An 11,419-nucleotide genomic window follows, 5' to 3' on the forward strand; every position below is an offset into this window, starting at 1 on the left:
GCCCCCCGCGGGGGGGGCCCCCGCGCCCCCCCCCCCCCGCGGCCCCCCCGGGGGGGGGGGGCGCCCGGGGCCCCCCCCCCCCCCCCCCGCGCGGGGGGGGGGGGGCCCGGGGTCCCCGCCGCCCCCCCCACCGCCGTGTGCCGCTACGCCCCCAGGCGTGCCACCGCGGCCCGTACGCGCTCGTCGGTGGCCGTGAGGGCCACGCGGACGAAGCGGTCGCCAGCGGGCCCGTAGAAGTCGCCCGGCGCGACCAGGATGCCGCGCTCCGCGAGGTGCGCCACGGTGTCCCAGCAGGACTCGTCGCGGGTCGCCCACAGGTAGAGGCTGGCCTCGCTGTGCTCGATGCGGAAGCCGTGCGCCAGCAGCGCGTCGCGCAGCACCGCACGGCGGGCCGCGTAGCGCTCGCGCTGCTCGGCCACGTGCGCGTCGTCGCCGAGCGCCGCCGCCATCGCGGCCTGCGTGGGCGCGGGCGCCATCATGCCGCCGTGCTTGCGGATCTCCAGGAGCGGCGCGAGCACGGCGGGGTCGCCGGCCACGAACGCGGCCCGGTAACCGGCCAGGTTGGACCGCTTCGACAGCGAGTGCACGGCCACCAGACCGTCCAGCGAGCCGCCGTTGACGTCCGGGTGCAGCACCGAGACCGGCTCGGCCTCCCAGCCCAGTTCGAGGTAGCACTCGTCGGACAGGACGAGGACGCCGTGCTCGCGCGCCCAGGCCACGATCCGGGTCAGTTCGTCCTTGGCGAGCACCCGCCCGGTCGGGTTCGACGGGGAGTTGAGCCACAGCAGCCGCAGGTTCGCCGGGTCGAGCTCGGTCGGGTCGTCGTACGCCACGTACCGCGCGCCGGCCAGCCGGGCGCCGACCTCGTACGTCGGGTAGGCCAGCCGGGGGTAGGCCACCACGTCGTCGGGGCCGAGACCGAGCTGCACCGGGAGCCAGGCGACGAGTTCCTTGGAACCGACGACGGGCAGCACGTGACGGTGCGTGATACCCCGGGCGCCGAGCCTGCGTTCGACCCAGCCGCTGATCGCGTCACGCAGTTCGGGCGTGCCCCACACGGTCGGATAGCCCGGCGAGTCCGCGGCGCCCACCAGCGCCTTCTGCACCAGCTCGGGCACGGGGTCGACGGGCGTGCCGACCGACAGGTCGACGATGCCGCCGGGATGCGCGGCGGCCGTGGTCTTGTAGGGCGCGAGCCTGTCCCACGGGAAGGCGGGCAGGCGGTCGGATACTGCGGACACGGTTTCTGGCTCACTTTCTAGGACGGCAAACGCCTCGGTCCCGTACGGCGGACAGGCCGTACGGGACCGAGGCGGCACGGACGCGGACCCGCGTTCGTCAGGCCTGCGGGGGCAGGGCCGCGACGAAGGGGTGGTCGCGCTCGATCAGTCCGAGCTTGCTGGCACCACCGGGCGAGCCGAGCTCGTCGAAGAACTCGACGTTCGCCTTGTAGTACTCCTTCCACTCCTCCGGAGTGTCGTCCTCGTAGAAGATCGCCTCCACCGGGCAGACCGGCTCACAGGCTCCACAGTCGACACATTCGTCCGGGTGGATGTACAAGGACCGCTTGCCCTCGTAGATGCAGTCGACCGGGCACTCTTCGATGCACGCCTTGTCCTTGACGTCGACACAAGGCTGCGCGATGACGTAGGTCACGCTGTCGTTCCTCCTCGATAGGGCGCCGGCGGGCCTCCTCAGGCTCCGCCGCCTGGCGCGCGGGAGCGCGGCGTCGTCGATGCCCGTTCCCTAGTATCTCCGTTCCTGGGCACGATCCGAACAGGAGGGGTGAGCAGACCTGTGGAATTCTCCGCGGCAGGTCGTCTCGTGGTCCGCGTCACCGCTGGTGACGTGGGGAAACGAGTATCCGTACGACGCAGTGCAGAGCCTGGCACGCCGGGCTCGAAATTCACTGACACGGTCGGTGTTCTCGCATCGTGGGACGACGGTGTGCTGTTGATCACACGCAAGGACGGGCGGACCGTCCGCATTCCGGAAACGGCGCTGGTGGCGGGCAAGGTGGTGCCCCCCGCGCCGGCCCGGCGCCGGGGCCCCGCCGCCTCGTACGAGGAGATCGCGCGTGTCGCGGCACGGTCCTGGCGGCCGGTGGAGAGCGAGCGGCTCGGCGAGTGGGAACTGCGCGCCGCGTCCGGCTACACGCGGCGCGCCAACTCCGTGCTGCCGCTGGGCGATCCCGGACTGCCGCTCGACGACGCGCTGGCCGCCGTGCGCGCCTGGTACGCCGGGCGCGGGCAGCCCGCGTACGTGCAGACGGCCACCGGGGGCGAGGGCACCGAGGAGGTGCTCTGCGCGGAGCTGGAGCGGCGCGGGTGGTGGCGCGAGGTGAGCGCCGAGGTGTGGACCGGTGCCCTGGCGCCCCTGGCCGACCGCGAGGAGCGCACCCCCGTGGCACTCGCCCGGCGGCCGGACGAGGCGTGGCTCGCGCGCTACCAGCGCAAGGGGCTCGGCGAGGTGGCGCTCAAGGTGCTGGGCAGCGGTCCCTCGGTGTGGTTCGCGACGGTGCCGGGCGACGGGCCCGGGGCGCTCCCGGCGGCGATCGGGCGGTGCGTGGTGGACGGGCGCTGGGCGGGTTTCTCGGCGGTCGAGGTGGACCCGGCGCTGCGGCGGCGCGGGCTCGCCACCGACGTGCTCGCGGCGCTCGCCGCGCGGGCACTGGAGGAGGGCGCCTCGGCGGGATGGCTCCAGGTCGAGTCGGAGAACACCGGTGCGCTGGCCCTGTACGCGGGCCTCGGCTTCGCCGCGCACCACTCCTACCACCACTACCGTGAACCGGACCCGTCCGGCAGCGGCCGGTAGCGGTCCCCGGCGAGAGGCCACCGATCCGACATGCGTACGCCCCGACCCCCCTCGCCGGAACGGTCCGCGCGGCTGCGGCGCCGGTTCGCCGAGGAGGCGCGCTCCGAACGGCCCGACCTGTCCGAACTGTGCCTGCTGATCGGCGCGGTGGCCGACGGGTCCCTCGACGACACGGCCATGGACGCGGCGCAGCTCGAACTGGACGAGCTGGCCGGGCAGTTGCCGTTCCGGCCGGGCGGCCCCCGCCAGTGGGCGACGGCGGTGCGCGAACTGCTGGGCACACGGCGGGGGTTCGGCGGCAGGCCGGCCGACTACCGGTACCTGGAGTCGTCGTTGCTGCACGAGGTGCTGCGCCGCGGACGCGGGCTGCCGATCCTGCTGTCCGTCGTGTGGACCGAGGTGGCCCGGCGGGCCGGCGCCCCGGTGTTCGGGGTGGCGCTGCCCGGCCACTTCGTCGTGGGCTTCGGACCGGCCACGGGCGACGCCGGCGACCCCCTCGCGGGGCGGGTCCTGGCCGATCCGTTCGACGGCGGACGACTGCTGTCGGGCGCGGACGCCCGGTCACTGGTGGCGGGCCTGACAGGGACGGCTCCCGACCCCACGGTGTTCACCCCGGCCGACCCGCTGGACGTGGTGCTGCGCATCCTGAACAACATCCGCGCGTGGGCGGCGGCCCGCCCCGAGTGCGCCGAAGTGGCGCTGTGGGCCGTGGAGTTGTCCCTGCTGCTGCCGTCGCACCCGGCACGCCTGCGCTACGAGCGCGCCCAGATCCTGGTGGCGAGCGGCGCGTTCGTGTCGGGCGCGGCCGAACTCGACGCCTACGCCGATGTGCTGGCCGCGGTGGACGAACCGGCCGCGGACCGGATCCGCGCACAGGCCCGAGCCGCCAGGGCGCTGCTCAACTGACGCCGCGCGCACGCGCCGACGGCCGGCGCGGCACCGCCCGGTGAGGGGCGACGCCCCCTACAGCCACCCCTTCTCGCGCGCCGCGCGAACCGCCTCCGCACGGTTGCGGACGGCGAGCTTCTGGATGGCGACCGACAGGTAGTTGCGCACGGTGCCCTGCGACAGGTGCAGCGCGGCGGCCAGTTCGGCGTTGGTGGAGCCGTCGGACGCCGCGCGCAGCACCTCGCGCTCGCGGTCGGTCAGCGGGTTGGCTCCCCCGGCGAGCGCGGCGGCTGCCAGCGTCGGGTCGATGACCCGCTCCCCGGCCAGCACCTTCCGTACGGCGGCGGCGAGTTGGGCCGCCGGGGCGTCCTTGACGAGGAACGCGTCGGCGCCCGCCTCCATGGCGCTGCGCAGATAGCCGGGCCGGCCGAACGTGGTCAGGACGACGAGCTTGACCCCGGGCAGCGCGCGGTGCACCTGGGCCGCGGCCTCGATGCCGGTGGCGCCGGGCATCTCGATGTCCAGCAGCGCCACGTCCACGTCGTGGGCTCGGGCCGCGTCGAGGACCTCGTCGCCGCGGGCCACCTGGGCGACGACCTCGATGTCCTCCTCCAGGCCGAGCAGGGCGGCCAGGGCCTCGCGGACCATCGACTGATCCTCGGCGAGGAGGACCTTGATCGGTGCGCTCATGCCCCGGATACTACGTCCGCCGGAGCCGGCGCGGGGACCCGGGCGACCAGCCGGAAACCTCGCCGGACGCGGCCCGCGTCGAGCGTCCCGCCGGCCTTCTCCAAGCGCTCGCGCAGTCCCGTGAGCCCGTTGCCGGGACCGCCGCCCGCGCCCGCCCCGGGACCCGTGCCGGAGCCGTCGTCCTCCACGGACAGTTCGAGCACCGGCCCGTCGAGGGTCTGGCGGCGCAGCAGTTCCACCGTGCAGCGCCTGGCGCCGCTGTGCCGGACGACGTTGGTGACCGCCTCGCGCAGCGACCACGCCAGCGCGGACTCGGCGTCCTCGTCCACGCCGTCGAGCAGCGTGTCCGGCTCCGCGGGCAGCTCGGCGACGACCCCGGCAGCCGTCAACGCAACCTGTGCGCCCGCGAGTTCACTGGCCAGGCGGGGCCTGCGGTAGCCGGTGACGGCCTCGCGGACGTCCACCAGGGCCTGGCGCGAGACGCGTTCGATGTCCGCGACCTGCTGGGCCGCGTCCTCGGGCCGGGCCGGCAGCATCCGGCCGGCCAGCTCGCTCTTCAGCGTGATCAGGGACAGGGAGTGGCCGAGCAGGTCGTGCAGGTCGCGGGCGAGCCGCAGCCGCTCCTCGTTGGCGGCGAGCTGCGCGACGGTGGCCCGCGCCTCCCGCAACGCGATGGTGGTGCGCAGCAGTTGGCGGACGCCGGTCATCGCGGCACCGCCCAGCAGGGCGGGGATCAGCAGCGCGAGGAGGTCGTCGCCGCCGTCGGGGACGACGAACGCGAGGGCGGCCATCAGCGCGGCCGTCACGGGAAGCGCCCACCGCGCCAGCCGGAGCGGCAGGGCCGCCCCGGAGGCGATGGAGACGTACACGAACAGCACCAGCCAGCTCTCGCCCAGGGTGAGGACCAGCGCCGTGGAACCGGCGGCCAGTCCGACGAGCGAGCCGATCACCCACTCGTTGCGCTCGCCCCGCCCGGTACGGAAGACCAGGAGCATGTACCCGCAGACGAAGGCGGTGAGACCGCACCACCCCAGTACCGTCCCCACGGTGCCGTGGTCGCCCCACAGCAGGTCCGTGACGGGGGCGCTGAGGTAGACCAGCCAGATGGCGGTCCACAGCGACTTGACCATCGTCTGCCTGCGGTTGACGGGACGCTGCCCGATGCCGATGCTCACGCCTTCAGCGTGTCCTTCCGGTACAGCCAGGCCGCACCGCCCGCGAACACGACGAACGAGACGACCAGGATGGCGAGGTCCTTGGCCTGCGGGGCCTGGCTGCGCTCGATCGCCTGCCCCAGGGCAGCGTACGCGTGGGTGGGCAGCCACTTGGCGATGTTCTGGAGCCAGTCGGGGAAGCTGGTCGCGGGCATCCACAGACCGCCGAGCATGGACAGCCCGAAGTAGACGATCATCGTGATCGGGCGGACCGCGTCCCCGCTCGCGAGGTAGCCGATGGCGACGCCGAGCGCCGCGAAGACGAGGCTGCCGGCCCAGATCGCGCCGGTGAGCGCGAACCACTGCCAGGCGTCGAGCCGGACGTCCTTGACCACCGCGGCCACCACGAAGACGATCACGATCGACGGCAGGCTCACGACCGCCGCGCTCGCGGTCTTCGCGAGGACGTAGCCGCGGCCCGGCAGCGTGGTGAGCCTCAACTGCCGTACCCAGCCGCCCTCCCGCTCCTTCGCGATGCGTTCGCTGTTGCCCATGAGGACGGCGGTCAGGGCGCCGAAGGACGCCATGGACACCATGAAGTAGGTCGGCAGGCTCAGGCCCCCGGTGCCGTCGACGGTGGTCGAGCTGTCGGAGCTGCCCGCGATCAGCAGGAACAGCGCGGAGGGGTAGACCACAGAGAAGAAGAGGAACTTGCGGTTGCGCAGCGCGCGGACGAGTTCGAGCTTCACGAGAGCATTCACGACTGCCTGGCCTCCTCGGCCTCGGTGATGGCCACGAACGCCTGCTCGAGACCGAGCCCGGCGACTTCGAGGTTGCGGGGGTAGACGCCGAGCCCGTACAGCGCGTGCACGGTCGCATCGGCGTCGGTGGACTGGATGCGGACCGTCTGGCCCGATATGTCGACGGAGGTGAGGAACGGCAGGGCGCGCAGCGGCGTCTCGTCGATCTCGCCCTCCAGGTCGAAGGCGACGCGGCGGGCGCCGGCCTTGGCCTTGATCTCGGCGGCGGTGCCGTCGGCGAGGAGCCGGCCCCGGTGCAGCACGAGCACGCGGTCGGCGATGGCGTCGGCCTCTTCGAGGTAGTGCGTCGCGAAGAGCACGGTGCGGCCCTGGTCGGCCTGTTCGCGCATGGTGGCCCAGAAGGCCTGCCGGGCGGAGACGTCCATGCCGGTGGTCGGCTCGTCGAGGACGACCAGGTCGCTGTCGCCGGCGGTGGCGAGCGCGAAGCGCACCCGCTGGGCCTGGCCGCCGGAGAGCTTGTTGACCTTGCGGTCGGCGATCCGGTCGACCCCGGCCCGCGCCATCACGTCCTGCACCGGGTACGGCCGCGGGTGCAGGCTGCACGCCAGGCGCACCATCTCGGCGACGGTGACCTCGTCCATCAGGCCGCCGCTCTGCAGCATGGCGCCCACCCGTCCGCCGACGATCGCCTGACGCGGGCTCTCGCCGAACACGCGCAGCGTGCCCTCGTCGGGCTGCTTGAGGCCGAGCAGCAGGTCGAGGGTGGTCGACTTGCCCGCGCCGTTGGGCCCGAGCAGGGCCACCGTCTCCCCCGGGTGCAGCGCGAGCGTCAGCCCGTCCACCGCCCGTACGTCCCCGTAGATCTTGCTCACCCGGTCGAACCGGACCACCTCGGTGGTGGCCACCCCTGTCGTCGTCATGTGTCCATGGTGTCCGCGGGGGCCGGGTGCCCGGCAGTGCCGGACATCCCGAGTGCCGGATGACAGATGTCATGCGCGCGGGGTGACACGGGCGCCGGGTACGCGGAAGGGGCACCCGGCGACGGCCGGGTGCCCCTTCGGTCGACCTGCGGGAGAACCTAGTTGGGGTCGGTGTCGATGACGCCCACGCGGTCGGTGGTGCTGAGCAGGGCCGGGCGCAGGGCGCTGATGACGTCCTCGACGGTGACGGCCGTCTTCTGCCCGGTGCCCCGGCTGACGGTCACCCCGTCGAAGGTGCCGCCGTACAGCTTCTCCAGCGCCGTCTTGTCGTAGTACTCGACGAGCTTGCCGTCCTGCGCCTTCACGCCGAGGAACTGCCACAGCGAGTTCTGGGGGCTGAACGACACCGAGTGCGCCGCGTCGGTCTGGACGGTGACGGTGGCGGACATCGCCGGCTCGGCGAACTTCTTCATCATCCGGTCGACCTCGGCGTCGGACACCGTGGGCTTGCGGCTGGTGGTGGCCAGTTGCACGGCCGGGGCGGTGCCGGTCTCCACCTGCGCCCGGTAGGCGTCCTCGACCTTCGTGACCGACTGGTCGACGTCGATGCCCTTGCCCGCCTTGCCGTACACGGCGACGGCCTTGCCGGACTCGAACTTGATGCCGCCCTCGGTCACCGACCCGGCGCCGCCGCTGGCGCTCTGCAGCGCGGAGCGCAGCTTCTCCTCGTCGACGGGCATGACGGGGGCGACGACACGGTGGTTGCCGAACAGCGAGCCGATGACCGAGACGGGGTTGTAGTCGCTGGTGGCGGCGTTGCGGACGGTGGCCTGGTCGTCGAGCTGGAGCCCGGCCTGGTCGGGCTTGATCTCGACCGTCTTCCCGTCGACCGACAGCTTGAGGCTCTGGTCGACCCGGCCGCCGAAGGCGTCGTCGAGCTTCTTCACGGCGTCGTCGCGGGTGCCGGAGATGTCCACGCCGAGCACGGTGGTGCCCTTGGGCACGTCGGAGTGGTTCATCAACAGGCCCGCGCCGTACGCCACTCCGCCGATCACGACGAGACCGCCGACGAGCAGGGCGAGCTTGCTGCGCCCCTTCTTCTTGCGGGGTGCGGCGGCGGGCGCGGCGGCCTGGGCCGGCGGCTCGGGCTGCCGGGGCGGGGTGTGCGGCAGCGGGCCGTCGGGGTGGGCGCCGGGCGCGAAGGGCGTGTTCCCGGCCGGGGGCACCACGGGGATGCCGCTGGTGAGGGTCTGTCCGGAGACGTTGTCCTGGGGTGCCAGGTAGCCGTGGCCGTCCGGCGGTTCGGGGGCCTGGACCTGCGGGGTCAGGATCGCGGTGTCGTCGCTGAGGCCGCCGCCGGGCACCGGGCGTGGACCGCGCGCGGGGGCGCCGCCGAGGTTCGGTGCGAGCGGGCCGTCACCGGTGACCGGGCCGCCGGTGGGGCCGGCGGGGCCCTGGCCGCCGCCGAACGGGCCGCCGGAACCCTGCGGACCGCCGGGACCCTGGGGGGCGCCGGGGCCGCCCTGTCCCTCGGCCGGACCGGCGAAGCCGTTCGGGGTGCCGGTGCCGTCGTCCGGGTAGTTCTCGGCGAAGTACGGCAGGTCGTCGCGGCGGGGCTCACCGGGTGCGGCCGGGCCGGGCGGGGTGGGGGCCGCGCCGTTGCCGAGCGGTCCGGAGGCGAGCGCCTCGGTGACGTCGAAGGAACCGGTGCCGCCTCCGTGGCCGGGTGCCACCGGGCCGCCGGTCGCGCCGGGCAGGCCCGCGCCGTTGGTGCCGCCGGGGCGGGGGCCGCCGGTGACGCCCATGGCGCCGACGACACCGGCGCGCGCGCCGCCGCCCGTGCCGGGGGCGGGCGTGCCGGGGGCGGGCGCGGAGGTGCCGGGCGCGGGCGAACCGCCGGGCAGTCCGGCCCCGTTGGTGGACCCGGAGCCCTGGCCGCCCTTGCCGGGCGCGCCGCCCTTGCGGGGCGCGAACCAGTCGCTCGTCTTGTCCTCGGCGCCCGGTGCCGGTGTCTCGGCGGCGGGTGCCTCGGCCGGGGCGGAGGCCTCGGGGCCCGGCGCGGGAGTGCCGGCGCCCGGCTCGTCGGTGCCCTCGGCGTCGGCGACGGGGGTGCGCATGACGACCGGCGGGATGGGCCGTGATCCGGGGATGTTGATCCGGATGCGGGTCGTCAGCGTGGTCTCGGTCTTGCGTTCCTCCGGCTGCGTGGCCGAACGGCCCGCGTCCGCACCGTCGCCGGAAGTCGTCGGGGTGCCGTACGGCGGGGTCCCCGAGGGGTACGAGGCTCCGCCGGACCCGTGGGGCCCGGGGGACGGAGTGTCAGTTTCACGACTCAAGGCAGGTTCTCCCGGATTGGCTCCGCCGCCCGTATCGACCTCACGCTGGGGGTCCCCCCTGCTCGGGCGAAGCCGAGGGCCGGGGGAGGCTCGGCGGCGGCACCACCATACTGGCCATCGCCAACGCCTATCCCACGACCGCCCAGGAAACCCTCGCCGGACCCGCACAGACGCGACATGGCGGAAAGTTCTGTCACGTGCCGGGGCGGACGGGGGCTGCGCCCGACCGCCATACCGGCGCGAGGGTGGCGCACATCACAGCGACGGCGATGCCGCCGAGCAGGAAGAGGTAGGAGCCCCCGCCCGCGGCGAACATGAAGTCCCCCTCGGGACGGCTGGCGGTCAGCAGGATGACGGTGATCATCCAGCCGGCGGCGGGCGCGACCGCCCCGGCCCGGCCGCGCAGCAGGGCGGCGCCCGCGAGCAGCAGCCCGGCCTCGCCGCCGAGGGCGAGCAGCAGCCCGCCGGGGAACCAGGCGTCCTGGAGCAGCGCCCCGGCGACGCCGGCCACCGCGCCCAGCACGAGGAGGCCGAGGCAGGCGGCGGCCCGTCCCGCCGACGGCGGGCGGATCGGCTGCGCGAGCGCGGCACCGCGGTCGGGTCGGTTCGTGGTCATCGTGCGGTGCCTTCCTCGGCGTCGGTGCCGGCGGACGGACCGGGGCCGTCCGGGCCGGCGTCCGGGTCGTCGTCCCGGAACCCGGTGTCGGCGTCCGGGTCGTCGTGGACGCCCGCGAACAGGTCGCCCTCCCGCTCCCCCGGCGCCGCCCCGGCCGCGCCGCGCACCAGCTCGTAGTACTCGGTGGTGAACAGGGGCTGGGCAAGGTCGTTGGAGAGCGCGAAGTACGGCTCGGCGACGGTGATCTGGGTGGCGTGCGCGCGCATCGCGGCGGCCTTCGCGGCGGCGTGGGCGGTGCCGTCGACCGCCGCGGTGATCCGCTCGTCGTCGACGACGCCGGGGACGTCTCCGACGGTGGCGGCCCGTTCGAAGGGCAGGCCGGGCAGGTCCCGGTCCAGCCGCGCGAAGGCCGCCTCGGCGACGGTGCGCGGGACGCGGTTCCAGTAGACCTTGGGGATGCGCCAGGGCACGCCCAGTTCGGGGCGGAACCGCTCGTCGGCGGCCAGGTCGGCGGCGCGCATGGCGACGCGGTGGGCCTGGATGTGGTCGGGGTGGCCGTAGCCGCCGTCGGGGTCGTAGGTGACCAGGACGTGGGGGCGTACCTCGCGGACCACCTCGACGAGATGACCGGCCGCCTCGTCGAGGTCGGCGCCCCAGAAGGTGTCGGGCTCGTCGTTGTCGGGCAGGCCCATCATCCCGGAGTCCCGGTAACGGCCGGCGCCGCCGAGCAGGCGGACGTCGAGGACGCCCAGCTCCGCCATGGCGTCGGCCAGCTCCCCGCGGCGGTGGGCGCCGAGCGCCGCGCCGGTGAGATGGCGAAGCGCGGCGGGGACGACCTCGCCGCGCTCACCGAGCGTGCAGGTGACCAGGGTCACCCCGGCGCCGGTGGCCGCGTACGCGGCCATGGTGGCGCCGTTGTTGATCGACTCGTCGTCCGGGTGCGCGTGCACCAGGAGCAGACGCCGGGCGGGCAGTTCCGTCATGGTCCAAGCCTACGAGGCGGGCACCCCGCGTCCGTGACGGGTCAGAACTTGATGCTGCCGATCATGCTGGCGATGTTCGTCGTCAGGTCGTTGATCGTGGGCGCGATGGTCGACGACGCCAGATAGAACCCGAGGAGCACGCAGATGATGGCGTGCACCGCCTTCAGGCCTGACTTCTTGACCAGAATGAAGACGATGATCGCCAGCAGCACTACCGCCGAAATCGAGAGTGCCACGGCGGCTCACCTCCAAAGATC

General features: G+C 74.2%; 12 protein-coding genes. 2 read left to right on the top strand and 10 right to left on the bottom strand.

Features of this window, described 5'->3' with window-relative positions; translation table 11 throughout:
* Positions 1–143: 143 nt before the first annotated feature.
* Both ACFZA0_RS31345 and fdxA read right to left on the bottom strand, forming a co-directional pair.
* On the bottom strand, positions 144–1,241 hold the full coding sequence (locus ACFZA0_RS31345; RefSeq protein ID WP_391023227.1) for a bifunctional succinyldiaminopimelate transaminase/glutamate-prephenate aminotransferase: 1,098 nt from the start codon (positions 1,239–1,241) through the stop codon (positions 144–146).
* A 97-nt stretch (positions 1,242–1,338) separates the two neighbouring features.
* The gene (gene fdxA, locus ACFZA0_RS31350) at positions 1,339–1,656 is read right to left on the bottom strand and encodes a ferredoxin (RefSeq protein WP_391023229.1); all 318 of its coding nucleotides are present in this window, start codon (positions 1,654–1,656) and stop codon (positions 1,339–1,341) included.
* Positions 1,657–1,797: 141 nt separating this feature from the next.
* Between fdxA and ACFZA0_RS31355 the strand changes: the two genes are divergently transcribed.
* Complete coding sequence (locus tag ACFZA0_RS31355; protein WP_391023495.1) at positions 1,798–2,814, top strand: GNAT family N-acetyltransferase; 1,017 nt, start codon at positions 1,798–1,800, stop codon at positions 2,812–2,814.
* A gap of 30 nt (positions 2,815–2,844) precedes the next feature.
* Complete coding sequence (locus ACFZA0_RS31360; RefSeq protein WP_391023231.1) at positions 2,845–3,720, top strand: tetratricopeptide repeat protein; 876 nt, start codon at positions 2,845–2,847, stop codon at positions 3,718–3,720.
* Positions 3,721–3,777: 57 nt separating this feature from the next.
* Here ACFZA0_RS31360 and ACFZA0_RS31365 read toward each other — a convergent pair whose 3' ends face one another.
* The 8 genes from ACFZA0_RS31365 to ACFZA0_RS31400 form a co-directional block, all read right to left on the bottom strand.
* Entirely contained in the window at positions 3,778–4,392 is a 615-nt protein-coding gene (locus ACFZA0_RS31365) for a response regulator (protein ID WP_391023232.1), read from the bottom strand.
* The gene (locus ACFZA0_RS31370; RefSeq protein WP_391023497.1) at positions 4,389–5,522 is read right to left on the bottom strand and encodes a histidine kinase; all 1,134 of its coding nucleotides are present in this window, start codon (positions 5,520–5,522) and stop codon (positions 4,389–4,391) included. The genes ACFZA0_RS31365 and ACFZA0_RS31370 overlap by 4 nt, the downstream gene beginning before the upstream one ends.
* 41 nt (positions 5,523–5,563) lie before the next feature.
* Positions 5,564–6,307 (bottom strand): ABC transporter permease, encoded by a 744-nt coding sequence (locus ACFZA0_RS31375; RefSeq protein WP_391023234.1) that lies wholly within the window; start codon positions 6,305–6,307, stop codon positions 5,564–5,566.
* Positions 6,304–7,227 (bottom strand): ATP-binding cassette domain-containing protein, encoded by a 924-nt coding sequence (locus ACFZA0_RS31380; protein WP_391023235.1) that lies wholly within the window; start codon positions 7,225–7,227, stop codon positions 6,304–6,306. The genes ACFZA0_RS31375 and ACFZA0_RS31380 overlap by 4 nt, the downstream gene beginning before the upstream one ends.
* 158 nt (positions 7,228–7,385) lie before the next feature.
* A complete protein-coding gene (locus ACFZA0_RS31385; RefSeq protein WP_391023236.1) occupies positions 7,386–9,563 on the bottom strand; it encodes a hypothetical protein in 2,178 nt (725 codons plus the stop codon).
* Positions 9,564–9,756: 193 nt separating this feature from the next.
* Positions 9,757–10,179 (bottom strand): DUF6113 family protein, encoded by a 423-nt coding sequence (locus ACFZA0_RS31390; RefSeq protein ID WP_391023238.1) that lies wholly within the window; start codon positions 10,177–10,179, stop codon positions 9,757–9,759.
* Entirely contained in the window at positions 10,176–11,162 is a 987-nt protein-coding gene (mshB, locus tag ACFZA0_RS31395; RefSeq protein WP_391023240.1) for an N-acetyl-1-D-myo-inositol-2-amino-2-deoxy-alpha-D-glucopyranoside deacetylase, read from the bottom strand. The genes ACFZA0_RS31390 and mshB overlap by 4 nt, the downstream gene beginning before the upstream one ends.
* A 41-nt stretch (positions 11,163–11,203) precedes the next feature.
* Entirely contained in the window at positions 11,204–11,398 is a 195-nt protein-coding gene (locus ACFZA0_RS31400; protein ID WP_391023242.1) for a hypothetical protein, read from the bottom strand.
* Positions 11,399–11,419: the final 21 nt, after the last annotated feature.

This window comes from Streptomyces sp. NPDC008150 (assembly GCF_042956945.1).
Classification (GTDB): domain Bacteria; phylum Actinomycetota; class Actinomycetes; order Streptomycetales; family Streptomycetaceae; genus Streptomyces.

Coding starts and splice junctions, on each gene's coding strand:
- mshB (WP_391023240.1), bottom strand. CDS start 11,162: ATGACGGAACTGCCCGCCCGGCGTCTGCTCCTGGTGCACGCGCACCCG.
- ACFZA0_RS31390 (WP_391023238.1), bottom strand. CDS start 10,179: ATGACCACGAACCGACCCGACCGCGGTGCCGCGCTCGCGCAGCCGATC.
- ACFZA0_RS31365 (WP_391023232.1), bottom strand. CDS start 4,392: ATGAGCGCACCGATCAAGGTCCTCCTCGCCGAGGATCAGTCGATGGTC.
- ACFZA0_RS31370 (WP_391023497.1), bottom strand. CDS start 5,522: ATGGTCAAGTCGCTGTGGACCGCCATCTGGCTGGTCTACCTCAGCGCC.
- ACFZA0_RS31360 (WP_391023231.1), top strand. CDS start 2,845: ATGCGTACGCCCCGACCCCCCTCGCCGGAACGGTCCGCGCGGCTGCGG.
- ACFZA0_RS31380 (WP_391023235.1), bottom strand. CDS start 7,227: ATGACGACGACAGGGGTGGCCACCACCGAGGTGGTCCGGTTCGACCGG.